This window comes from Enterococcus durans (assembly GCF_002277935.1).
Taxonomy (GTDB): Bacteria; Bacillota; Bacilli; order Lactobacillales; family Enterococcaceae; genus Enterococcus_B; species Enterococcus_B durans.
Genome location: NZ_CP022930.1, coordinates 1235673 through 1261229 on the forward strand (window position 1 = coordinate 1235673; position 25557 = coordinate 1261229).

General features: G+C 38.5%; 20 protein-coding genes. 16 read left to right on the forward strand and 4 right to left on the reverse strand.

The features are described from left to right. The first annotated feature begins 17 nt into the window (after positions 1–17). The 5 genes from CJZ72_RS06000 to CJZ72_RS14485 all read left to right on the forward strand — a co-directional run bounded on the left by CJZ72_RS06000 (position 18) and on the right by CJZ72_RS14485 (position 5168). Positions 18–617 (forward strand): TVP38/TMEM64 family protein, encoded by a 600-nt coding sequence (locus tag CJZ72_RS06000; RefSeq protein ID WP_081133775.1) that lies wholly within the window; start codon positions 18–20, stop codon positions 615–617. A 15-nt stretch (positions 618–632) separates the two neighbouring features. Next, a complete protein-coding gene (locus CJZ72_RS06005; RefSeq protein WP_081133776.1) occupies positions 633–1124 on the forward strand; it encodes a GNAT family N-acetyltransferase in 492 nt (163 codons plus the stop codon). A 1015-nt stretch (positions 1125–2139) separates the two neighbouring features. Next, entirely contained in the window at positions 2140–2262 is a 123-nt protein-coding gene (locus CJZ72_RS14925) for a hypothetical protein (RefSeq protein WP_258863805.1), read from the forward strand. After that, positions 2246–2743, forward strand: a complete 498-nt coding sequence (locus CJZ72_RS06010) for a hypothetical protein (RefSeq protein ID WP_081133777.1) — start codon at positions 2246–2248, stop codon at positions 2741–2743. The genes CJZ72_RS14925 and CJZ72_RS06010 overlap by 17 nt, the downstream gene beginning before the upstream one ends. A gap of 889 nt (positions 2744–3632) precedes the next feature. Continuing rightward, positions 3633–5168 (forward strand): RNase A-like domain-containing protein, encoded by a 1536-nt coding sequence (locus tag CJZ72_RS14485; RefSeq protein WP_232509792.1) that lies wholly within the window; start codon positions 3633–3635, stop codon positions 5166–5168. 382 nt (positions 5169–5550) lie between these two features. On the opposite strand, the gene CJZ72_RS06020 is transcribed toward CJZ72_RS14485, so the two are convergent. After that, the gene (locus CJZ72_RS06020) at positions 5551–6348 is read right to left on the reverse strand and encodes a hypothetical protein (protein WP_095444033.1); all 798 of its coding nucleotides are present in this window, start codon (positions 6346–6348) and stop codon (positions 5551–5553) included. Positions 6349–6723: 375 nt separating this feature from the next. On the opposite strand from CJZ72_RS06020, the gene CJZ72_RS06030 reads away from it, so the two are divergent. Beyond that, entirely contained in the window at positions 6724–8097 is a 1374-nt protein-coding gene (locus CJZ72_RS06030; RefSeq protein ID WP_081133779.1) for a hypothetical protein, read from the forward strand. Then, positions 8081–8524, forward strand: coding sequence for a YaiI/YqxD family protein (locus tag CJZ72_RS06035; RefSeq protein ID WP_005875352.1), 444 nt, complete (start codon positions 8081–8083; stop codon positions 8522–8524). Before CJZ72_RS06030 ends, CJZ72_RS06035 begins: the two co-directional genes overlap by 17 nt. A gap of 249 nt (positions 8525–8773) precedes the next feature. Here the strand turns inward: CJZ72_RS06035 and CJZ72_RS06040 are convergent, their stop codons facing one another. Continuing rightward, entirely contained in the window at positions 8774–10519 is a 1746-nt protein-coding gene (locus CJZ72_RS06040) for an ABC1 kinase family protein (RefSeq protein ID WP_081133780.1), read from the reverse strand. A gap of 258 nt (positions 10520–10777) precedes the next feature. Between CJZ72_RS06040 and CJZ72_RS06045 the strand changes: the two genes are divergently transcribed. The 6 genes from CJZ72_RS06045 to CJZ72_RS06070 all read left to right on the forward strand — a co-directional run bounded on the left by CJZ72_RS06045 (position 10778) and on the right by CJZ72_RS06070 (position 17101). After that, the gene (locus tag CJZ72_RS06045; RefSeq protein ID WP_005875355.1) at positions 10778–11854 is read left to right on the forward strand and encodes a D-alanine--D-alanine ligase; all 1077 of its coding nucleotides are present in this window, start codon (positions 10778–10780) and stop codon (positions 11852–11854) included. Between the two features lie 71 nt (positions 11855–11925). Next, positions 11926–13278, forward strand: coding sequence for a UDP-N-acetylmuramoyl-tripeptide--D-alanyl-D-alanine ligase (locus CJZ72_RS06050; RefSeq protein WP_081133781.1), 1353 nt, complete (start codon positions 11926–11928; stop codon positions 13276–13278). 321 nt (positions 13279–13599) lie between these two features. Further along, the gene (gene cshA / locus CJZ72_RS06055; protein WP_005875359.1) at positions 13600–15111 is read left to right on the forward strand and encodes a degradosome RNA helicase CshA; all 1512 of its coding nucleotides are present in this window, start codon (positions 13600–13602) and stop codon (positions 15109–15111) included. Positions 15112–15240: 129 nt separating this feature from the next. Further along, positions 15241–15591: a holo-ACP synthase gene (gene acpS / locus CJZ72_RS06060; protein ID WP_005875361.1), complete on the forward strand. Its 351-nt coding sequence runs from the start codon at positions 15241–15243 to the stop codon at positions 15589–15591. 15 nt (positions 15592–15606) lie between these two features. Next, positions 15607–16728, forward strand: a complete 1122-nt coding sequence (gene alr, locus CJZ72_RS06065) for an alanine racemase (RefSeq protein ID WP_081133782.1) — start codon at positions 15607–15609, stop codon at positions 16726–16728. A gap of 10 nt (positions 16729–16738) precedes the next feature. After that, the gene (locus CJZ72_RS06070; protein ID WP_005875364.1) at positions 16739–17101 is read left to right on the forward strand and encodes a type II toxin-antitoxin system PemK/MazF family toxin; all 363 of its coding nucleotides are present in this window, start codon (positions 16739–16741) and stop codon (positions 17099–17101) included. 164 nt (positions 17102–17265) lie between these two features. On the opposite strand, the gene rpsN is transcribed toward CJZ72_RS06070, so the two are convergent. Continuing rightward, positions 17266–17535 carry a 30S ribosomal protein S14 gene (gene rpsN / locus CJZ72_RS06075; protein WP_005875366.1) on the reverse strand — a complete coding sequence of 90 codons (270 nt, stop codon included), beginning with the start codon at positions 17533–17535 and terminating at the stop codon, positions 17266–17268. 168 nt (positions 17536–17703) lie between these two features. Between rpsN and CJZ72_RS06080 the strand changes: the two genes are divergently transcribed. The 3 genes from CJZ72_RS06080 to CJZ72_RS06090 all read left to right on the forward strand — a co-directional run bounded on the left by CJZ72_RS06080 (position 17704) and on the right by CJZ72_RS06090 (position 24028). Further along, positions 17704–18648 (forward strand): NADP-dependent oxidoreductase, encoded by a 945-nt coding sequence (locus CJZ72_RS06080; protein ID WP_081133783.1) that lies wholly within the window; start codon positions 17704–17706, stop codon positions 18646–18648. 277 nt (positions 18649–18925) lie between these two features. Continuing rightward, a complete protein-coding gene (locus tag CJZ72_RS06085; RefSeq protein WP_095443687.1) occupies positions 18926–21631 on the forward strand; it encodes a YhgE/Pip domain-containing protein in 2706 nt (901 codons plus the stop codon). A 573-nt stretch (positions 21632–22204) separates the two neighbouring features. Beyond that, positions 22205–24028, forward strand: a complete 1824-nt coding sequence (locus CJZ72_RS06090; RefSeq protein WP_005875369.1) for an amino acid permease — start codon at positions 22205–22207, stop codon at positions 24026–24028. Between the two features lie 96 nt (positions 24029–24124). Here CJZ72_RS06090 and CJZ72_RS06095 read toward each other — a convergent pair whose 3' ends face one another. Further along, positions 24125–25420, reverse strand: a complete 1296-nt coding sequence (locus tag CJZ72_RS06095; protein WP_095443582.1) for an ISL3 family transposase — start codon at positions 25418–25420, stop codon at positions 24125–24127. Positions 25421–25557: the final 137 nt, after the last annotated feature.

The following is a 25557-nucleotide window of genomic DNA, read 5'->3' on the forward strand; positions in this document are numbered from 1 at the left end:
TGGTGGAGAGACTATTTATGGTAAAGAAAGCAAGTATACACAAGTACATACAGGCTATCCCGATTATCGGCTTCGTGTTTTTTCTAGTATTGGTTCTGTACGGATACCGACATGGTATTTTTCAGTCAACGGATTCTTTACAGAAATTTTTTCAACAATTTGGCCAATTCGCGGTAATCATGTTTATCTTATTCCAAGTTATCCAAGTCATTATCCCTATTCTGCCAGGCGGTATTTCTTCTGTAGCAGGAATGTTGATGTTTGGCAACGGATTTGGTCTGCTTTATAGCTGTATCGGTTTAGTGATCGGGGAGGCAATTGGTTTTTTGCTTGTTCGCTATTATGGCGTAAGTTTTGTTCAACTTATCCTTTCACCAAAAAAATACCAGAAATTTGATCAATTATTGACACGAAGAACAAAAGATATCAAAAAAGTATTGATTGTCACGCTGTTATTACCTTTTGCGCCTGACGATCTTATCTGTCTTGTCGCAGGATTGACAAAATTGACTTTCAGAGAATACATGCAGATCGTTATTCTTTTGAAGCCATGGTCTGTTGGGATCTATAGTATGATCATGCTGTTTTTATTTCATAAAGCGCAAGGCAGCTTATAAGAAGGGAAGAAAACGATGTTAGAAAAAGTCAAAGTTACGCAAAATGAACTAGAAGAACTAGTCGCAGTTATCCAAGAAGTCTGGCCGGAAGCATTCATTCCAATCATTGGACAAGAACAGGTGGACTACATGTTAGCGACCTATCAATCAAAAGCACAGATCGAAAAGGAATTAGCCACTGCTGTCAATTATTACTTGTTGAAAGATGAAGGCGAAACAGTTGGCTATACAGCATATGAAGTGATGGATGGGAAAATCTACTTGAGCAAATTGTACCTGCTAAGCAAAGTACGAGGAAAAGGGCTGACATCTGCAATTTTTCGTTGGTATGAAGAATTAGCAACCGAACAAGGGCTGAATGAAATCTTTTTACGCGTAAATCAAGAAAATACCCAAGCTATTGCAGTTTATCAACACCAAGGATTTGAAATCGAAGAAGAATTGATTTCCGATATTGGCCGAGGATTTCAAATGGTGGATTACAAAATGAAAAAAACACTCGCATAAATGGTGGGGGTGTGTTAAAGTAGCTTCATGCGACGGGTCGAGAAGGCCTCTGGTTTACAGATGCGCCTGATTGATTTTGGAGGCACACGATAAGTTAATTATCACTTGCCGGAATGCAAGGGTGTCGGACAAGACTTTTGTGGAGAAGGGCTTGTCTGCTTAAAAACAGCTGTTTTTAAGCACCAGTAAGTAAAAGCCGATCAACTCAACAAAGATAAGTGCGAATTTTGAGACGTTACTGTTTCATTCATACTTATTTGAGTGATCGGCTTTTATTTTTATGTATCAAAAAGAATATACGAACGTGAGGTTGGGACAGAAGTGTTTAACTCCGAGAAATAAGAAGAAATTCACGAAAATTGCTTTTCAAATTTTTGTGAATTTCGGCTTATTTCCGAAGGAGTTGCTTCTGTTCCCACCGTTTATTCGTTTTTAAAGAATGAGACAAAAGTGTTTCCTAATTTTGTCCCACGCTCAACCTCTCAGTTCTAAGCTTAGTATCAGGACATTCTGTGGCTGAGAGCATAGTGATCGCCGTTTATTCAGAATTAAAGTCTGTAGCAAAACTGATTTTTAGATTTGTCCTACATTCTTCTATTTAAAATGAAACATAATGAATATTTTTTAATTTATAATTGTAGTTATTTAACTTTTTATTTTTAACAACGATTATGATCTTTTTTTCGACAGTTATGTTGCTTTATTTTTGGATATTGCTTAGTTTTCAAAGTTTTTTATTGCAAAATAGAAAGCTTTTTTTTATTCTCTATTTTTTAAAATAAATAGAGGAGATTTATTAATTATGAGATAATATAAGATAATCTAATATCAAATAACAGTAAGTTTTATCAGCTTCATTGCCTTAGTGTAAAAGCTTTAATGTTGATCAGCAGAAGGAGGATAGAGATTGTTTTAGAAACTTGAAAAATTGAATGATTAAAGTTAAAGCTTGTTCCTTAGATTCCATGAATTTTGCTATCATGTTTGTGAAACTTGAGTAAAGGAGAGGTTTATTGTGGACTGGATCTATTTAATTCTCGGTTTAGCAGTAATTGGCTGTTTTGTTTGGAGTTGGTCCAAAATGCCTAAAATTTTGGAGTACTGGAAGGAGCAAGGAAAAGATGAAAAAGATGACTAGGCTTGTAGCAGTAAGTGCGCTTTTCACAATTTTGGCAATATCTGAAACACAAGTAACTCAAGCTTCCGAAGTAGTAATAGATACTACGAATGCCGTTTCTGAGGAACAACCTACAAGTTTTGATAAAGGACAAAGCATTGAGGAAGTTGTTAAAATAATTGACAACTACTATAATAATCCTATTCCCGTTAATGGATTTTTGCTCAGAGCGGCTGCTGGGACTAAATGGGCTGCTGGGACAGTAGAATATGTGGGGCAAGGGTCCCAATTAGTTACAAATTATTTTTGGGTTAAGGGAAGCTCCATGTCTTCGACGAATGTGGTTGGCAAGGCTCAACGAAACGCAGTAACTGCAAAATATGGCTCGGTTAATAACAATACCTCGTACAAAATGAAGACACAACAAAAGCTTAACTTAAGCCCTCAAACTCAAGGCTATGTAACTGTGTCAGCGCAAGCTTGGTGTTATGCAAGAGATTAACTCATAGGCTGAAGTAAAAAAGGAAGTTTCAACTAGGACATCTTTTTTTTGGCTCTTCGTCAAATCGTGTTGTTTTGAATTAAATCGTAAAAGGGAGACGTTCCGGTGTTTCCTTTTTGTTATAAAAAAAGATTGGCGTTCCTACTTCTAAGAGTAACAACACCAAATATTATAGAACCCAATTTTTATGTATTCAAAAGAATATACGAACGTGGGACAAAAGTAAGAAACACTTTTGTCCCATTCTTTAAAAACGAATAAACGGTGGGAGCAGAAGCAACTCCTTCGGAAATAAGCCGAAATCCACAAAAATTTGAAAAGCAATTTCCGTGAATTTCTTCTTATTTCTCGGAGTTAAACCCTTCTGTCCCAACCTCTCAGTTCTAAGCTTAGTATCAGGACATTCTGTGGCTGAGAGCATGGTGATCGCTGTTTATTCGGAATTAAAGTCTGTAGCAAAACTGATTTTTAGATTTGTCCTACATTCTTCTATTTAAAATGAAACATAATGAATATTTTTCAATTTATAATTATAGTTATTTCATTTTTTATTTTTTAACAACGGTTATGATCTTTTTTTCGACAGTTATGTTGCTTTATTTTTGGATATTGATTAGTTTTCAAAGTTTTTTATTGCAAAATAGAAAGCTTTTTTTTATTCTCTATTTTTTAAAATAAATAGAGAGGATTTATTATTTATAAGATAATAGTAGTGTAAATAATAAAAAGAAAGGAGGATAACTAGTTGTCCGTTGCTTAGTTTAAAATAAAAGGAGCATATATGAAAAAAAGAGGAAGCTTATTTCTGTCGTTGTTGTTGCTTTTGTCATTTGTTACGAGTCCATTAGCTGTTCACTCACTTGATACTGCCACTGAAAGATAAGATACTTTGCCAAAAGAGTCACTTGTTTTTTCGCAACCACTCTCATCAGAAACTACTCCAGAAAATCGCGATGTTACTAGCGCTATCACATTATTTAATAATCTGTCTTTTTCTCAATATGCTTCTGCCTTACCGGGAGCCTTAACTTTAGGTGCTGGTTTTTTAGGAACTGTCGCTGCCCCGATCGTACTACCGGCTATTCTTGGAGCAAGCGTCGCCTATGGTAGTTTACAACTAGGTTCTCATCTGGGAGTAACGACGAATGACTTAATTAAAACATCTAATGGTCTTCGTGAATCTTTGGCTAGTGATCAAAGTTTACAGCAAGACCTTGCTGATTTTGCTCTTTCAGGGATGGACTCGACCGCTGGAACCTATGATTTTTCACAGAAATTGCAAACGCGTTACGCTCAGGATCTGACTAGCCATACATTGATGAGAGAATATCTTACCGGAACTGGCGATTATGGAGCCTATGAATTCGATTGTAATGATAATCTTAATCTTGCACGTCGCTATATCAGCTATGGACTTCTTTGGTCGGAGCGAGAGCGAGCGGCCATTGTTGGTCGAGATGCTTCCGTGGCAACACAACCGTATGCCAATGATCAATTTTTTGTACTAGAGAGCCTTCGCTTAGTAGAAACTAGTCGAGGGAGTAATCAAACCAAGGTCGAGGTCGTTGGGCGTTCTTATGTTAGTGGTGGTGCATCGCAATCCTTTGTTTATGAAAAAGAGATTGCTCTACCAATGACTACTGCTTTAGAACAACTTACCACATTAGATGATTTACTTGATTACGTGCAAAAAATCACGACTTTTACGTTAGGATCCATTGCGACACCTTCAAAAGAAGTCGCAATTGAAACCGCTAAAACAATGGCTAGTACATATAAAATTCGAACACAACAAATTAGTGAAGACCTAACTAATGCATTGGCTGAGACCAATAATGGACTAGGCTTTGATCCGTCAGGAATGATTGCTACGCTATATGGGGAAACAATTGTTTTAGATCAATCAGGACAGTTTATATATGCTACTACCCAAGAAGTTGTTCCTACTTACCTTTGGGATGCCATTTCATTTTCTTATAGTGCTGAAGCTATCCCGAATGATGATTCTCTTACGATAGATGGAAAACGTGGGGTGCTGGATGAAGAAACGGGGGATATCGTTGATGATAATACAAAGGAGGTCCTTGTAAAAGGGGCCATGGGAGCTACTTGGACCTCTCTAAGCATGAAATTATTGATGGAAAAGATCCAAGAAATCAAAGCATCTGAGAACAATGGGGAAGATGAGGATGAAAACGAGTGGTATACACCAATAGATTTATATTATGACGAATACATTGCTGATGGGGGTAAAGGGCATACGGTTGCACGACATGTAGGTAAAACAAGAGCTGAGCTAGAAGCACGCCTCCCTGAGCATGGTAAGCGAAAGTATGCCTCTACGTTTGATAATATCGTCCAGGCATTAATCGCTATCAATGTAGGGATTTTTACGGCTAACCGTGACTATTTGGGGGGAAGATAAAACTATCATTGGGGGATTGCTCTTTTGATTCCAAAATGAATCGAGTGATCTATAGTTCTGTGCAAATTATTCCTTTTGGCTGGGGACTTCATAAAAAAGCTAAAAATGAATATGATTATCATAGTTTAATTCGACGAACTAAGGTGATTATTCAGAAAAAAAATACTATCATTCGAAAAAAACGTAAATACTATATTGTTACTGCTTATCCAGACATTCAAAAGAGCCTACAGGATGGGTACTCGTTTGTGTCCACTACTAATTTTTCGATTGGCTGAGAAAGTAAAGAAGAAATAAAAACTATTATTTTTTATGTATTTCACTTTAAAACAGCTAGAGAACAAGGTCAGTTGGTTTGATCTTCTCTCTAGCTGTTCATTTTTTAGTCTATGATGAGCACGATATCCATTACGGTAAATTGTTTGTTTTCAGGGTCATAGATCGACCATAAAAATGCCCCATCGTCTTCTCTGCCATCATTATAGATATTTGTAAAGTCGTTGTTCCATTGGTAGATCACTAAATTCTTTTTATCAGGGAATAAGAGATCATTGACTTTCCAAAAGTCTTTGCGTGTTCGCTGTATACCAACGTAGCTAAGAAAAGCCGATTCATATTCTCCATCTTCCGCGAAAAAATTTTCCGGTGTGAGTGCCACAGCTTGCATCATTTGAGGATTCACGCGAATAGGGAATCCATTATAAGAATCAAAAGAGGGAACATCCATGTAGACAAGTTTTACGTCTGCGGTTAATTTATATAATTGAGGGAATTGTTTAGCATCGGCTTCCCAACCTTTTCTATACCCTATTCGTTCCCGTATGATTCTTGCTCTATATTGTTGCACGGGTTCGCCATATATGGGAAAGCCTGTGGCTTCTTTTGTTATCATGTCAGCTTTAATCTGGGCATCGACCCTCATCTCTATGGCTTGCTTTATTTCAGGCGTCAAAGTGATCTCTACATCTGGTACTTGATCTAGCTTTTGTTTTAATCCTGGTACGAGCTGAGGTACTTGGATTGACCATTTCCGATTCATATACGTGAGGTAAGCCAAGACGGCTTCTTGATGGCTGGCGTACCCCTTGTAATTTTCTTCTGTAAAAAAAGCGCACTCTACAGGTTCGATTAAGCGATCATTGAATTTATAATAAAAGGTTTCTTTTTCTAACAGTTTCATGTTTTTACGCTCCTTACGATTATTTACGTATCTATGCTGTTTTTTCATTTTATCATGAAGCATCGTTCAATAAAGGCAGTCTTTAAATCTCCTTTTTTCCTAAAAAAGAAATTTTTGAAAGGTATTTTTTCTATTTATACATAGGACGATTTCCTAATGTGGTTGAAGGGAGAGGCTTAAAGGCATGGAAGACGAGTGTTCGAATGAGCCAGATTCGTTCAACTTTTTTCAGTATAAAAAAGTTTGATTTCAAAACCTCGGTTGCAGTTTTGCTAGTAACAGGGTTTGATTATTTTATAAAATTGGTTTCTGCTACAATTAATGCTAGAATGATTTTAAATTATAAAATTGAATAAGTAGCTAAGGAGCTTTTTTATGTACGAAAAAATCAAACAATTCGGTCGTAATTTTACGCAAACTACGCCGTTTATTTTAAGTAATACGGTCATTTTGATTCCGTATCTTTTATTTTTAAGCTTAAGCGATGGTAATGGCTGGCTATCCATTTTACCATTTACGCTTTTTTATACGTTTCGTATGACGGGGCTGTTTTTAATCAGTAGTCTGCGGTTTGGATTAGATAGCTATACTTTATTGATGATCTCTTTACTGATGGGCGGAGCAGGCTCGCTATTAGGCATTCTAGGAGTTATCTATTTTCCTTTGTTTTATTTATCAAGTATTTTATTGGGTTTGAGTGCTTCATGGCTAGTTCCGGCAAATGTTACTGTGAATGCGCATGAAAAACATCAGGGATTTACGAATATGACAGCCAACAAATTCCCGTTTGCTATTCTGTTATTGATTTTGCTGTTTCGCTCGATTGCTCTTCCTGGTACTACGCAGATCGTTGTGACACTAGCTATATATACCTTGTTTTATATCATGGCTTACCATACGGTTAGACATTATCCGCGGTATGAATTAGATTTCAAGGACATCAAATCCAATTTAGTAGCAACCAAAGAATTTGTTCTCTTTATTGGTTTCTTCATCCTTTTGTTTTTGCTGCGTAACGCGCGATTACTAGTTGATCCTGAACTGTTCGATATTGCGGTTTATGGTTTTTTATTGTTATTTGTTTTGGCAGCCTTTTATTTAGGCAGGGCGAAGAAAAACTGGAAGCTGCCAACATGGATGAATCTCTATACCTTTTTAAATGGCATGCTAGGCAATTTCTTGTTTTTATTCAGTACGATCTATGTGGGAAGAGTCTATGGTTTTGATCGCTTGGCAATTGACATGTACTTGCCATATATTGCAGGAATGATTTTAGCAAAACTTATTGGCAATAGGTTGTTACGAGGTTTCTCAGCTACACCGCTTGTTGTCCAACTTGCTGGTCTCTTTCTTTCATTGCTCGTTCTTTTAGTGCCGTACGGCTTTGTTCCAGGGCTATTTTTACTCAGTTTTTGGCATGCGGTTGCTAGCAGTTGGCTGAACCACGAATACTATGAGATTGAGACAGAAATTCCAATGGATCGCAGAATCATCACAAAATTTACTACTCAAAACAAGGGAAGTGTGACGCATCAATTTTTGTTGATGGTTTGGATGTTGGTCATTGCTCGCTTGATGGGTGAGCCAGTAGCTTTGCTGTTGCGATTAACAGGAAAATTAAGTGTGCTAAGTTCAAGTGTTCAATTGATGACTTATGCCAAATGGGGAAACGTGGGCCTATTGTTGTTAGGCGTTATCACAGTCTATTTACTATGGAAGCGAGATGAAAAACATGCGCCTATTCATTGATGGAGATGGATCACCAGTCAAAGAGGATGTCATTGATTTAGCCAGCAAAAAAAAGCTTGAAGTAGTGATTGTGACAAGTGTCGATCACTATACTACAAAAGAATATCCCTCAAATGTGCAACTCGTGTATGTTGATCGTGGTACAGATAGTGCAGATTTTAAAATCGTGGGTTTGATTCATCGAGGAGATTTTTTAGTCACCCAAGATTATGGTCTGGCATCACTCGTTTTGCCAAAAGGTGTACGGGTCTTTCATCAATCTGGAAAAGAATTTGATGAAAGTAACATTGGTTCACTTTTAGAGCAACGGTATCATAGTGGGAAAATGAGAAAAGCTGGTCTGAGAACTAGAGGGCCCAAACCCTTTACAAAAGAAGACCATGCAGCTTTTCGGCTTGCTTTTGAGCAAGCATTGGCGGAAAAATAGTTGGAATTAAACATGAGGTCGAGACAAAAGTCGTTTCGATTTGAGAAATTGAAGAAAAAAACGAGGTTGGGACAAAACTAAAAATCAGTTTTGCCACAGACTCTAACTCCGAATAAACGGTGGGAGCAGAAGCAACTCCTTCGGAAATAAGCCGAAATTCACAAAAATTTGAAAAGCAATTTTCGTGAATTTCGGCTTATTTCTCGGAGTTAAACACTTCTGTCCCAACCTCGTTTTTTTGTATGGAGATTATTTTTTTCTTTTCTTATACAACTGGATCAATGAATCGATGGCTAAGAAGATAATGACTAACGCAGCGATCGCATAGGTACAAATCCCTAAGATGGAGATGACATTGAAACGATCATCTGGTGCGGCTTGTACTAAAAGTGAGGCTCCTACGATCAATGCAGCAAGGATCACGCCGAAAACGATCCGATTGACCATGTTTTCTATACGACTTAATAGATCTTCTTGCTTTTTGATCTCTAAATTCACTTTTCCTTGCCCTGAGGTCCATATCTCAAGTAGATGATGCAGTTGTTGAGGAAGTTTCGGTGCAGTTTTCAATCCGCTTAATAAGTCTAATCCCGTTTTCTTCAACGTTTCTTCGATTTCTAAATGAGTGAAAAAATAATTCTGAGCAAATGGTGTGGCAATCTCCATCAATGACATTTCAGGATCTAACACACGAATCACACCTTCTAATGTACTAAAAGCTTTGAGTAATAGAGTGATATCGCGATCAAACTGTAAATTGTTTTGGTGGCAGATCACAACGATTTGAGTAAAGACCTCTTGGATCTCGATTTCTTCGATGGGAGAATCGGTATATTGTTCAAGAAAGGTAGCCAGTTCTTGATGGAAATTACTTTCATCAAAAGAACCTTCCTGTTGGCAAAGTCGTAAAACAGCCTTCTCAATACGATAATTATCTTTGGTGTATAACGCAATGACGGCTTCTGTCAAGCGTTGGCGAAGTGTCAGCGATAGTTGGCCCATCATGCCAAAATCAATATAGTTCAGCGTATAAGGTGCGGCTTGTCTCGTGACACGAGAAGTAGCTGTCACACTGATCGAATGAAATTCTTTTTGTCGTTTTTTTGTTTCGGTTGTTTGGTTGTGGCTTAACTCATCTGGGGTCAATAGATGGAATAAAATATTCCCAGGATGAGGATCTGCATGGAAAAAGCCATCATCGAATACTTGCTTCATAAAATTTTCGACTAATAATTTTGCGATGTTTTGTTTTAATTGCTGATTTTCATACCCTTCAATGAGTGGTGGTTCATCAGCTGTTATGTTCATTAAATGGTTTAAATTTTCTCCAGGCATTGCTTCCATCACGATCACTTTTTTCGAACAAAAAGCTTCATAGATTTTTGGACTGCGAATCTCTTGCCAATGGTCATTCTTTTCATAAAATAATACGCCATTCTTACTTTCTTTAAAAAAGTCCAATTCATTCGTCAACGAACGTCGTACTTCTTGCAGCACACCATTCAAATCTACTACGCTAGTTTCAGGAATGTATTTGATCAAAGGAAGAGCTCTTTCAAAAAGTTGCAGATCCAACATGATCTCTTCAGCAATATTTGGATGTTGGACTTTAACGACCACAGTGTCGCCATTTTTTAACTTTGCATGGTGTGCTTGACCCATAGAAGCTGAGGCAAAAGGAGCTTTGGTAAACTCTTCAAAAATATCTTCGATCAATAAGTCCAACTCTGATTCGATTGTTTTTTTTACGGTTAGATAGCTATCACTAGGGACACTATCCTGTAAGGTTTTGAACGTTTTTGTAAACTTAGTTGAAAGCAAGTCATCACGTACAGATAACATTTGACCGATTTTAATAAATGTTGGTCCTAATTCTTCGAAGGCAGTTTTCACCTGTTCAGGATTTTTTTGCTGGACAAAGTTAGGAACGACATTGTATTTGATAAATATTTTGATGATTTCTGCTAAACGGCTGCGAGAAGTTGATTTTGACATGTAACTCACTCCTTTCTATTATCATAACTGGAAAGGAAAAAAGGAACAACTAACTTGACGGTATATTTTACAATTCCTCAATCGGATTTTTCTAATCAGCAAATCATCACTATTAGACAAGAATCTAAAAAAAGTGAGGATCTATTTCTTGCATTTTTTCCTACGATTCAACACGAAACGCTTCTTTCACAACCATCTTTTTTGTGCTAGAATATGAAATAAATCACTGAATGATTTAGAATACAGGAGGACAATCTTTTGAAGATTACTTTACTATATGGCGGACGCAGTGAAGAACATGATGTTTCGATTCTTTCAGCGTTTTCAGTCTTGAATGCTATTTATTATGCGTATTATCAAGTGCAACTTATATTTATCAGTAAAGATGGTCAATGGGTCAAAGGACCATTGTTAACAGAAAAACCAGCCAGCAAAGATGAGTTGCATCTGACTTGGGATCCAAGTGGAAAAGTAACAGACGGCTTTACTGGAAAGGTGATCAATCCTGGAGAAATCAAAGAAGAAGGAACGATTGTTTTCCCAGTTCTGCATGGACCAAATGGAGAAGATGGCACGATCCAAGGATTTTTAGAAACATTGAATTTACCTTATGTGGGCGCGGGTGTGTTGACGAGTGCATGTGCTATGGACAAGATCATGACGAAGTACATTTTACAGGCCGGGGGAGTACCACAAGTTCCTTATGTCCCAGTATTGAAAAATCAATGGAAAGAAAATCCTAAAAAAGTTTTTGATCAATGTGAAGGCTCTTTACTTTATCCGATGTTCGTCAAACCTGCGAATATGGGATCAAGCGTAGGGATCTCCAAAGCGGAAAATCGGGAAGAATTACAAAATGCGTTAGCGACTGCATACCAATATGATTCACGTGCAATCGTTGAACAAGGGATCGAGGCTCGTGAGATCGAAGTCGCAGTCCTTGGAAATGAAGATGTACGCACCACGTTACCTGGTGAAGTAGTAAAAGATGTGGCTTTCTATGACTATGATGCAAAATACATCAATAATAAAATCGAAATGCAGATCCCTGCTGAAGTTCCAGAAGAAGTGTATCAAAAAGCACAGGAGTATGCGAAACTTGCCTATACGATGTTAGGCGGAAGTGGCTTGAGCCGTTGTGATTTCTTCTTAACAAATAAAAATGAGCTTTTCTTAAACGAATTGAATACAATGCCTGGATTTACTCAATTTAGTATGTATCCTCTACTATGGGAAAACATGGGCTTAAAATACGGAGATTTGATTGAAGAACTGATCCAACTAGGAATCAATCGCTTCAACCAACGCCAAAGTTTTTTTGAAGTAAATAAATAAAACCAGAATGAAGCTGGATCAAGTGTCAACTACGCTTGTTCTGGCTTTTATATGCGAAAAGGAAGGTTTTTATGAAATTAACGATACAAGAAATCGCACAAGCAGTCGGTAGTGGGAATGAGGAATCAGGTAAGATAACTGGAGTGGAATTTGATAGTCGTAAAATCAAAGCCGGTGATCTATTTGTTCCCTTAGCTGGAGCAAGGGACGGGCATGAATTTATTCAGCAAGCAATTGAACAAGGCGCTTCGGCTACGCTGTGGAGCAAAGAACCAGCAAAAGCTCCGCAAGAAATTCCAGTGATCATTGTAAAAGATACATTAGCAGCAATGCAAGATCTGGCAAAATACTATTTAGAGAAGGTTGGCGCGGATGTTATCGCGGTGACTGGGAGCAATGGCAAAACAACTACGAAAGATTTGACTGCATCGGTATTATCGCAAAAATTCCATACGTACAAGACACAAGGAAATTACAATAATAATATTGGTTTACCTTACACCATCTTGCATATGCCTGACGAAACAGAAAAAATCGTTTTAGAGATGGGGATGGATCATGCCAATGAGATCACTGCACTTTCTTTGTTAGCCCACCCTAAAGTTGCGGCAATCACGATGATCGGAGAAGCGCATATCGAAAACCTTGGTTCTCGAGAAGGAATCGCTAAAGCGAAGATGGAGATCGTAGATGGGCTTGCATCGGACGGTTTATTGATTATTCCAGAAGCAGAGCCGCTATTAAAACCACTCACAAAGAATTTGACACAACGTGTGCAAACATTTGGGATTGGTTCAGGAGATGTCGATGCCACTGTTGAAAAAGAAGAAAAGACAGAAACAAACTTTAAAGTAGCAAACGACCACTTTATGATCCCTCTTCCAGGTAGTTATAATGTGACCAATGCGCTGATTGCTTATACGGTAGGCCGCTTTTTTGGGTTATCTATTGAAGAAATCCGTCTTGGTTTAGCAAATGTCGCTGTGACACAAAACCGTACAGAATGGCTGACAGCAGGTAATGGTGCCTCCATTTTAAGTGATGTCTACAATGCCAATCCAACCGCCATGGGCCTGGTTCTGGATACTTTTGGTCAACTCCCTTCTGAAGGCAGACGAATCGCTGTGCTTGCAGACATGCTTGAGTTGGGACCAGATTCCTTGCAGATGCATGCAAGCATGAGTGAACATATCAAGCCCGATAAGTATGCTGTAGTCTTTTTGTATGGGCAACAAATGCGCGCACTGAAAGAAGCCTTAGAAAAACAATATCCCACATTATCAGTCGTTTATGTTGAAAAAGAAAAAGAAGAATTGATCAAAGCAATCAAAGAAGAATTGCACCCTGAGGATAGTATTCTATTAAAGGGAAGCAATAGTATGAAACTGAATGAGGTCGTTCAACAGTTATTGGAAATGAAATGATGAACTGTAAACTTGCAGAAAATGAAAAATCATGCTAAAATAACCTATTGCCGAAAGATGAAGAGAAATTGGACTGGTTTTATCATAATGTAAATTGCTAGAGCCAGATGTCATAATAATGATAAAGCTGAACGCGACCCGTTTGGCTTTTCTAATGCCTAAACTTCGCAAAGTGATTTTTCGGTGGTGCCACAGGGGCTAAGAATGGATAAAAACGTGCGTGGCCACTGTCAAAAAGAACCAAACACTTTGACCGAACAATCGACGGGGTAGCAAAAATTAAGCTACATCCTCAGTTAACAACCATATAGGAGGATTCATTTGAAATTTAAAGAACTAGAATTATCACCAGAATTATTGAAATCAGTAGAGCGTGCAGGCTTTGAAGAAGCAACACCAATCCAGTCAGAAACAATTCCTTTAGCATTGTCTGGAAAAGACGTGATCGGACAGGCACAAACAGGAACTGGTAAAACGGCTGCTTTTGGTTTGCCAATGTTAGAAAAAATCGATACAAATCGTAACGAACTACAAGGATTAGTTATTTCACCAACTCGTGAACTAGCAATCCAAACACAAGAAGAACTTTACCGTCTTGGCCGCGACAAACGCGTACGCGTGCAAGCTGTCTACGGTGGAGCAGATATCGGCCGTCAGATCCGTGGATTAAAAGATCGTCCACATATCGTTGTCGGTACACCAGGACGTATGTTAGACCACATCAACCGTCACACATTGAAATTAGGGACTGTTGAAACACTAGTATTAGACGAAGCAGACGAAATGCTGAACATGGGCTTCTTAGAAGATATCGAAAGTATCATCTCTAGAGTTCCTGACCAAAGACAAACATTATTGTTCTCAGCAACGATGCCTCCAGCGATCAAAAATATCGGCGTGAAATTCATGAAAGATCCAGTGCACGTGAAAATCAAAACAAAAGAAATGACTGCTGATTTGATCGATCAATACTATGTACGTGCAAAAGAATATGAAAAATTTGACATCATGACTCGTTTGTTTGATGTACAATCACCTGAATTAACGATTGTTTTCGGGCGTACAAAACGACGTGTGGATGAATTAGCTCGTGGACTAGAAGCTCGTGGCTATCGAGCAGAAGGAATTCACGGAGATCTTTCACAACAAAAACGTATGAGTGTATTACGCTCATTCAAAAGCGGACATCTAGACATTTTAGTTGCGACAGACGTTGCAGCTCGTGGACTAGACATCTCAGGTGTGACGCACGTGTACAACTATGATATCCCTCAAGATCCAGAAAGCTATGTTCACCGTATCGGTCGTACAGGGCGTGCCGGAAAAGGCGGAATGTCAGTAACTTTTGTTACACCAAACGAGATGGATTATCTTCATGTCATTGAAAACTTAACGAAAAAACGTATGACTACATTGCGTCCTCCTACTGAAAAAGAAGCATTCAAAGGACAATTAGGCGCAGCAATCGAACAAATCGAAGCAAAATTGGAAGAAAATGGGTTAGATAAATATCTTCAAACAGCTGATAAGCTTTTAGAAGAATATTCTGCTCAAGATCTAGTAGCGTTGTTATTAAAAACAACAGCAAAAGATCCTTCAGACGCAGTCCCAGTTAAAATCACACCAGAACGTCCATTGCCTATGCAGAAAAAAGGCTATAACAAGAATGGTAAACGTGGTGGCGGTAATAACCGTAATCGCCGTGATAATGGGAATTATCGTGGAAACAAATCTAAAGGTGGATATAACAAAAACAGTAGCCACCAAAAAGATGGCGGTAAACGTCAAAACGATAAAAAACGTGGTTTTGTGATTCGCACAAATAATGATTAATAACAAAATGAAAGTTTCTCTTTTTTAAGAGAAGCTTTCATTTTTGTTATTTCTATACATATTGGTGGTAAAATAGCGAGAATTTGGTAGAATGAGAGTGTTCTAGAATTTTTGAAAAGAGAAAAGTATATGATAAAAGGAATTGGTATTGACGCAGTTGAATTACCTAGGATTGCGAAGATCATCAAAGAAAAACAAAAATTTATTGACCGTGTGCTAACGTCTAACGAAATTGCTCAATTTCGTGAATTGCCTTTTCATCGGCAAGTAGAATTTTTAGGTGGGCGATATGCTTGCAAAGAAGCATTTTCCAAAGCTTGGGGAACCGGCATTGGCAAAGTGACCTTTCAAGAAATCGAAATCTTAAAAAATGATGCAGGACAGCCCGTGGTGACAAAATCACCTTATAGTGGGAAAGTTTGGGTCAGTATCACGCATACGGATGAAGTCGCCTATGCACAAATTATTTTAGAAGAGTAGAAAGAAGGAAAAAATATGGTTGTCGCTTGGCACCGTCCTACAAGAGCAGTTATACATACAAAAGCTATTACTGAAAACGTGAAAAATGAAGTGGATCGATTACCTAAAGGGAAAGAATTATTTGCTGTTGTCAAAGCAAATGGTTATGGACATGGGGCAATCCAGACAGCTGAAGCTGCTGTTGCTGGCGGAGCTACCGGTTTTTGTGTATCTAACCTGGATGAAGGAATCGAATTGAGAGAAGCCGGTTTTACACAGCCGATTCTAGTATTGAACATGGTTCCAATCGATGCACTGACATTAGCTGTTGCTCACGATCTATCCATCACTGTAGGAAACCAAGAATGGTTGAATGAGGCGGCAGAGTCCCTGTCTGATCGTGGAACAAACCATCCTCTTTCACTGCACCTAAAAGTAGATACTGGGATGGGCAGAATCGGCTTTACGACTCCAAAAGATGCCGTAAGCGCTGTGACGTTCATTCAGCATAGTTCTGTGCTACACTGGGAAGGAATCTATACCCATTTCTCAACAGCTGACCAAGCTGACGATACTTATTGGAAGCTACAACAAAAGAGATTTATCGAAATGATCGATGCAATGCCTGAATTACCGAGATATATCCATGTCAGCAATAGTGCCACAGCATTATGGCATGATGAACCAATCGGCAATATGATTCGTTTTGGGGTGGCGATGTATGGACTGAACCCTTCTGGTCATGCGTTGGCTGAAACATACCCTTTACAGCCTGCACTTGAATTAGTATCAGAGTTGATCCAAGTGAAACAATTGGCTAAAGGAGAAGGTATTGGTTATGGCAAGACTTATACGACTAGCGAAGCAGAGTGGATCGGAACGATCCCTATTGGTTATGCAGACGGTTGGTTGCGGAAAATGCAAGGATTTTCAGTTTTAGTAGAAGGAAATTTTTGTGAAATCGTTGGTCGTGTCTGTATGGATCAAATCATGGTGCGTTTACCTCACGAATTCTCTATTGGAACAAAAGTGACCTTGATCGGTAAGAATCATGGACAAGAAGTAACAATGCAAGCAGTGGCGGATCATATCGATACGATCCATTATGAAGTAGCTTGTGTACTAGGAACACGGATTCCTAGAGAATATCAAGATTAAGGAGAATCCTATGGTTAAAAGAGGAGATATTTATTTTGCTGATCTTTCTCCAGTCGTGGGATCAGAACAGGGCGGGACCCGTCCCGTCTTAGTCATTCAAAATAATTTAGGCAATCATTTTAGCCCTACGATTATTGTTGCGGCAATCACGGCAAAAATGGCAAAGCCTAAATTACCTACGCATATAGGGATCAAAGCAACGGGGACAGGAATTGAACGTGATTCCGTCATTTTGCTCGAGCAAATCAGAACAATCGACAAATCAAGACTGAAAGAAAAAGTCTGTCATTTGGATCGTGGGATCATGACAGATGTTGATCGTGCATTAAAAATCAGTGTAGGCATCGAAGCATTGGCGCCTGTCACTAAATAAAAGCATTACGCCTTTACATATAAAAGGATTGATGAAGCTCAGTCGTGCGTATGTTTTACCGAACGGATAAAATAAAAATAGAAGAACAAAAAGAACCCTAGATCCAAACACACGAGAAAGTGTCCTGAATCTAGGTTTCTTTGTTTACTTACTGCAAGATTGGCTTACCAACTTGCTTTTTTTACGCCAGGGATCAATCCTTGATGCGCTAATTCACGGAATTTGATCCGAGACATGCCAAACTTACGCATGTAGCCGCGTGGACGTCCATCGATCAAGTCACGATTTTTTAAGCGTTCCGGACGAGCGTCTAAAGGAAGTTGTCTTAATCCTTCATAGTCCTTATTGGCTTTTAATTCTTGGCGTAAAGCGGCATAGCGCTCAATCGTAGCTTGTTGTTTTTTAACTTTGGCGATTTTTGATTTTTTTGCCATATTCTTTCCTCCATTTTTATAAATCGTAAAGGTTTCGTTTTCGGAAATGCAACTTTAACATAAACAGTAGATAAACGCAATTTATTTGAATTTATTCAAAATAAGGCGCATTTTTTGTCAAATGGAACGAGGGAACGTAAACTAAAAGTAAAAAGGGGTGCAAAGAACATGGAAAGATTAGGGATTACAGGGTATGGACCAGCAATAGAAGTCTTTAAACGTATCACTGCAGAACCAAGGGAATTGACCGCAAATCATATTCGGGTAAAAATGAAAGCGTTCGGAATCAACCCTTATGATATTGCTTTGCGTTCAGGTAGCATGCAAGAAGTACGCAAATTGACGTTTCCTTATGTCTTAGGAAACGATGGTGCGGGAATCGTAACGGAAGTAGCAGCGGATGTTCAATCTTTTAAAGTGGGGGACCGAGTGGCAGTTCACCCAATATCAGGAGCGTATGGAGAAGAAATCGTCTTACCAGTGGGGAAAGCGGCTAAAATCCCAGAAAAAATGAGTTGGTCAGAAGCGGCAGCAATCGTCACACCGGGGATTACCGCCTACAATCTGATCAATCACCTGCTAGATCTTCAACCAACCGATACAGTAATGATTGAAGGGGCATCGGGAGCGGTAGGAACTAGCTTGATCCAATTACTTCATATAAGAGGAATCCGAACACTCGCCAGTGCTTCTAAAAAGAATGAAGAAAAGATACGTCAACTTGGAGTTTCTGATTTTTCTGCATATGACCAAGAAGATCCTGGGATAAAGTTCCAAAATCAGGCAGATACTGTGATCGATGCAACAAAAGGGAGCGTAAAAGGTGAATCTGGTATCCAAATCATGAAAGAGGGTGGAAGATACATCGCCTTGAATGATCTTCCTTCCCTAGAACTACGTCAAAAAAAGACAGGATTCTATGAACCTTTTATACCTAGAAAAGAATATCAGGACCAAGAAGCGTTTACTCACTTATTCAACGCATATCAAAATGGTGATTTTCATATTTTTGTGGGGAAAGAATTACCGGCTACGATAGAAAACGTGATTTGGGCACATCAACAATTAGAAGGGCACTCTACAACAGGCAAAATCATTTTGACTTTTGATTAAAATTTGCTGTTTTTAGGAATTTTATGAAAATTTGTTGATACCACTCTTAGACTTTTCATAATTCTAGTACTGTATTGGCGTAAAAATATCTTTCTTCTTCAATAAATGATAAAGTAAAACATGTAAAATTTAATCATTCGTTCATTTATGCAGGAGTAGAATAGGACAATTTCAGCTATGTGTCAAAATTATTGCTGTTTTTGAAAAAAGAGAATTGAAAATTACATGATTTACATGGTAAAGTAATTCAGCTGAAAAAAAGAAGAAGGGGATATTTATGCGTTCAATCAAAAATACATTGAAGTTATACCTACTTGATTGGAAAAGGATTTTTAAAAATCCAATTGCAACAATTTTGATTATTGCGATTATGATTATCCCTTCATTGTATGCATGGTTCAATATCAAAGCATTATGGGACCCATATGGAAATACAGGGGAGCTGCCAATCGCTGTCTACAGTGCAGACAAGCCGGCAGAATTCCAAGGGAAAGAAATTGCAATTGGCAAAGAAGTCATCAAGTCACTTCATGACAATAAACAACTTGGATGGCAATTCGTTGACTCAAAAAAAGAATTAGAAGACGGTGTACGTTCAGGAGAATATTATGCAGGTATTTACCTGCCAGAAGATTTCTCTGAGGACTTATTGAGTTTTACAAGTGGCGACATCAATAAACCTAAAATCGAGTACACAGTGAACGAAAAGATCAATGCCATCGCTCCGAAAATCACAGATAAAGGAGCAACCGCGATCCAAACACAGATCTCAGATGAATTCATCAAGACAGCTAGTTCTACTTTGCTGAAAGTTTTCAATGAAATCGGCTATGACATTGATTCAAATCTTGTCAGCATCAACAAAGTAAAGTCAATGATCCTGTCCACAGATGAAAATCTGGATACAATCGATGGGTATACGCAACAAGTGCTTGACTTGCAAAAGCAACTACCAGACATCAAAGAAAAATTGAATAAAGCCAATGAATTCATCGATTATTTACCAAAAGTCGATGAGATGGGGCAAAAAGTCGTTGAATTAAACGGCAAAATGCCTCAACTACAAGAGCAAGCGAAAATCATTTTAGACTTGCAACAAAAGATTCCGGAGATCCAGAATGCTGGAAAACAATTAGCTGAAATCGATGGAGACTTTTCATCAATCCAAGAAACGATGAACCAAGGAATCAATGAAGCGAAACAAGGCTTGACGATCATTCAACAAGTCCAAGATATTTTGCCAGATGTCAAAAATCTGGAAGGGCAGGCCAATAACCTCGCTTCACAGACTAAAACTGGTGCAAATCAGCTGAAAGACGCGCTACCTGGTATTACGACAAGTGTTAAGACAACACTTGATTCAATTGGACAAGTAGCGACTACGACAAGTTCGTTAGCTTCAACAATCAATCAGGCAATCTCGGACAATCAGCTCACAGATGATGAAAAACAAAAAATTGGTGAAGTGTTAACGAATTTTGCCAATAGCATTCCAGAGCAACAAAATGCGATTGATCAATTAGTATCGTTCCTAACAAAATTACAAGAAAATGCTGGGAATACAAAGCTACAAAACATTATTGATGCGTTAAATAACGCAAAACCTGTGTTAAGCATTCTGCAAGAACGCGTGACAGCATTAAATCAAGCGATTCAAAGTGGAAACATTGAAAATGTCAAAACATTATTAGGACAAGTTCAAGATGCTGCTAAAAACGTGAATAGTCTTGTATCGGCTATTGACCCAGCCCAAGCTAGTTCAACCGTTGAGTCTATCTTGAACCAAGTGATCAGTACGATCGAAACAGCACAAGGTGCATTAAGCAAAGCAGATCAAATCGACTTTGATTCATTGTTAAGCTCAACAAAAGCTACTGTGACGAATGCAGTAGCGATCTTAGAAAAATACCAAAAAGAAATGCCTGCTATCGGGCAAGAAATCCACGATGCCAATACCATGTTGAATGGCAATATGGCAACGATCGTTGATGGAATCAACAAAGGCGCAGACCTATACAACAATGATCTGCCAGTACTAGCTAATAAATTAAATTTGGCTGCTGACTTCATTCAAAATGATTGGCCTACGTTGAAAAACGAAATTACCGGAACGATGTCGACAGTAAATGAAAAAATGCCTCAAGTGGAAACAGCTGTAAATGCCGCTGCTGACCTGATAACCAATGACTGGCCAAGTATCAAGGCAGGTATCCAAAAAGCCGCTGACGCGATCCGTAAAGGCGAACAAGAGGTAGATCTTGGAGAAGTAATCAAACTCTTGAAATTAGATGCAACAAAAGAGAGCGACTTCTTTACTAGTCCTGTAGAACTAAAAACCAATGCACTCTATCCAATCGCAAACAACGGTTCAGCAAGTACACCGTTTTATACAGCGTTATGTTTATGGGTCGGTGCGGTACTACTATCGAGTGTCGCTACAACAGATTATTATTTAGGGAAAAAAGATCGAAACAATTTTACAAAACGTGAACAATTCGTTGCCCGTATGTTGACATTCCTAACTATGGCGGTCGCACAAAGTTTGATCGTTACACTAGGAAATATCTTCTTATTAGGCGTAGATGTCCAAAATCCAGTTTACAGCGTCTTATTTGCTGTATTGATCGGCTTAGCCTTTATGATGATCGTCTATGTTTTAGCTGCCTTGTTCGACAATGTCGGGAAAGGATTAGCGATCATCATCTTAGTACTATCTATTTCCGGTGGTGGCGGGAACTACCCGATCCAAGTATCAGGGAAGTTCTTCCAAATGATCAATCCATTCTTGCCATTTACCCATGCGGTCAACCTATTGAGAGAATCAGCAGGCGGAATCTATTGGCCAAACGCCATCCCAGCCATTTGGATCATGATCGCACTATTCGTAGTCTTTGGCATAGTAGGAACAGCCGTAGCACCATACGTACAAGAAAAAATGCTCAAATTCAAAGAAGCAGCACACAAGAGCCATATATTCCATTAGGCCGTTTCAACGCTGCTCTGCATCAAGTAATAAGCCCCACCAGACGAAAATAGTTCCTCATATTTTTGTTTGGTGGGGCTTATTATCGTAGATGCAAGCGTTGAAACGCCGATTATCGGGGAAGATACAGGGACAAAGCAAATTGGAATTGTAGACCAGACGAAAATAGTTCCTCATAGTCTGAGAAACAGAGGCTTCGTTCAAAGAGTTGTTTCATGGATATTGATTATCAGAAACATGAAGAAAACTAGTGGATTTCGAGCGAAGAAGACGGTATTTTTCAATTGCTTTTTCCAAGTGTGATGAATGAAGAGTAGCCTAGTCATCTGTTTATTAAAAGTTAGCCATGTTACATATTTTAACAAGAAGGGTGTAACGATGTATATCAGCTGGGCGCTTTTCACTTTAAGGTACGATTGAAAAAAACTATTGATTTTTTTCTGCTTTTTTCCAATTATTTTTAATAAACTTTATTGACTTTTATATTTTGTGAGCGTACTATAACATCTTGTTTAATATAAAACTTCGATAATAATCATTTGAAGCAAATATGTGTGTAAAGGAGTAAAAAAATTGGATTACTTAAAAAGGTTGTTAGTAGGTAAGCCGTTAAAATCAGCTGACAACGATGACCAGAAATTGACTCGATTTGCGGCGCTTGCTCTGCTTTCATCAGATGCGCTATCTTCCATTGCGTATGGGACAGAACAGATCGTAGTGGTTTTAGTTGCATTGTCGACTGCAGCTATCTGGTATTCGTTACCAATTGCAGCATTTGTCATTATTCTATTGATTTCATTAACATTATCCTATCGTCAAATTATCCATGCCTATCCCCATGGTGGAGGCGCTTATGTCGTAAGTAGTGAGAACCTCGGTAAAAACGCAGGGTTGATCGCTGGTGGGTCGTTATTGATCGACTATATGTTGACGGTCGCAGTTTCCGTTTCAGCCGGTGCAGAAGCAATTACTTCGGCGATCCCGGCTCTATATGGGCATCAAGTGGGAATTTCTGTGGCAATCGTACTACTTTTGATGATGTTGAATTTACGCGGGTTAAGGGAGTCGGCTTCATTCTTGCTCTTCCCAGTGTATACGTTCATTATCGTCATCACGTTATTGATTGCTGTTGGTTTGTTTAATATATTAACAGGTGCGATGCCGTTGCATGCAACAGCTTTACCAGGTGCTGCTGTACCAGGTGTGTCCATTGCCTTGATTTTACGAGCATTTTCTTCTGGTTCATCTTCACTGACAGGGGTTGAAGCAATTAGTAATGCTGTACCTTTCTTCAAGAAACCACGGGCGAAAAACGCTGCTGGAACTTTGACGATGATGGCGTTGATTCTAGGATTCTTCTTTGTAGGAATTACCTTTATCAACTATTGGTACGGAATTGTTCCTGAAAAAGAAGTAACTGTATTATCTCAAATCGGTCAAGCTGTTTTTGGTCATGGGATCTTATATTACATTTTACAATTTGCTACTGCGTTGATTTTAGCTGTAGCTGCTAATACTGGTTTCTCAGCTTTTCCTGTTCTAGCTTTTAACTTGGCAAAAGACAAATTCATGCCTCATATGTACCAGGATCGTGGAGATCGTTTAGGGTACTCTAACGGGATCATGACTTTAGCATTTGGATCAATCATCTTGCTATTCATTTTCCATGGTTCAACAGAGCGCTTGATTCCATTGTATTCAATCGGCGTATTTATTCCATTCGCGTTATCACAAACAGGGATGGTCATCAAATGGAAAAAAGAAGGCAAGAAGTGGTTAGGAAAATCAATTGCAAATATCGTAGGAGCATTTATCTCATACGCCATCATTGCAATTTTGTTTGTTTATCGTCTAGGCGATATCTGGCCGTTCTTTATCATTATGCCGATCGTCATTTTCATTTTCTATAAGATCCACGATCATTATAAAAAAGTAGCTGAGCAACTTCGTTTAGAAACGGATGCGAAATTACATGATTTCGATGGGAATACAGTACTTGTATTAGTCGGAAATGTGACTCGAGTAAATATCGGTGCGTTGAATTATGCGCGTTCAATCGGTGATTATGTTGTAGCGATGCACGTTTCCTTGGATGAAGATGTGGAGAAGGAAAAAGAGATTGAAGCCGAATTTAAAAAGCATTTTCCAGATGTTCGTTTCTCCGTAGTCCATTCGTCTTATCGTTCGATCGAAAATCCGATCATCCGCTATGTGGATCTTGTAAGTAAGAATGCTGCAAAACAAAACTATACAACGACTGTTTTGATTCCACAGTTTGTACCGAACCGTAGATGGCAAAATATCTTGCATAACCAAACAAGCTTACGTTTACGTCTGCGTTTGTCATGGCGAGAAAATATCGTGATCAGTACGTATAGTTATCATTTGAAAAAATAATTGAAAAAAGTGGCTCTTTGTCAAATGATGTTGGTAAAGAGAAATCTTAGAATAATTTGGACAGAACAGAAAGAAGAAACCCTCTTTCTGTTCTGTTTATTTGGTTAAAAATGTTTTGCCATGACGAATCATGATCCGTAGTTTGAAATTGTAAAAGTTGCGAAAGCCGTACGCATTGCGTTTTAATACTTTGATGTGGTTGTTTAAACATTCTAATGGTCCGTTTGAATAGCTGTAGTGAAGCGCATTTTGGATCTGTGGCAGAAAATTTTTAAACGTTCGTAAAGTGGTTGTATAGGTTTCAGGCAGACCGCTAATGTCTCTAGTTAAACAATCCTCAAATAGTGACTGATCTCTTTTCTTTACCGCATAAAGAATGTCTTGGTATAACTGATAGCCTTGGCGTAAGTTGGGACAAGCAGCTAACAGTCGATCGACAATCTCACTTTCAGTCAAATAATCTTTAAAACTGGCACGCCAAACCCGTTTTTCATAGTTTAACTTTGCTTCTTCTTTTTGTAGGAGTTTCCAATAACGTTTCATTTTTTTCCCTAGTCCTCGTTGAGACTGAGAAGATCCTTTAAGTCGTACAGTGGTTTCTTTCACTCGGTGATTCAAGAAAGTTCTGCCAATATGTTGGACGATGTGGAAACGGTCGATGATCAACTGAGCATTCGGGAAAAGCTTTTTCACCAACGAAACATAAGGCGCATACATATCAATAACAATCAATTGAACGGCTTCACGAGTCGCTAATGAAAACCGAGAAAAATAGCGTTCTAAATAAGGCAAGCGTCGATTTTCGACAATATCCAATAATGCATGGCTTTGTCCGTCCATCATGATAAAACTCATTGCACTGGCAACACTTCGAACCGATTTGAATTCATCAAAGCATAAGACCTTTGGCAAAGTCTGTTTGAAAGGATTCAATGGGCGGTAGAATCGCTTCATGACACGATAGACCGAAGAAGTGGAAATATTTTTCTGACGAGCGATTTCCGTCATGGAAGTATTCTCTTTTAAGCGAGCAATAACAGACCAACGAACTTTTTGAGTAATGAAACAGTGTTTTTCAGCAACAGAGGTATCCGCTACGAATGTTCTTTGGCAAGACTTACATTTAAATCGTTGTTTCTTCAACTCCAGATAAGTGCGATACTCAGACACATCATTCAGTAACAACCGAACGGTTGTCGTCCCCCAACGAATGATCCTAGAGGGGACGACACAAAGACAATGGGGACACTCTTCTGGCTTGTACAGAAGAGTTCCTTTGTAAATCAAGCAAATTTGCCCTTTATATTTTTCTTTAGTTAAACAATTTTCCTCGAAATAGATATTTAGGTCTAGAATATTTAGGGTATCTTTGATAAGCTGAGTATGAGACATCTTGAATCCTCCTATGAATTGGTAGCCAAATTAATTCTAAAGGATTTCAGGGTGTCTTTTCTATATTTTTTTATACAAAAAAGATGTTGGCGAAGTTCACCAACATCAAAAAGTATAGAGCCAAAAAAGTGTGGGGA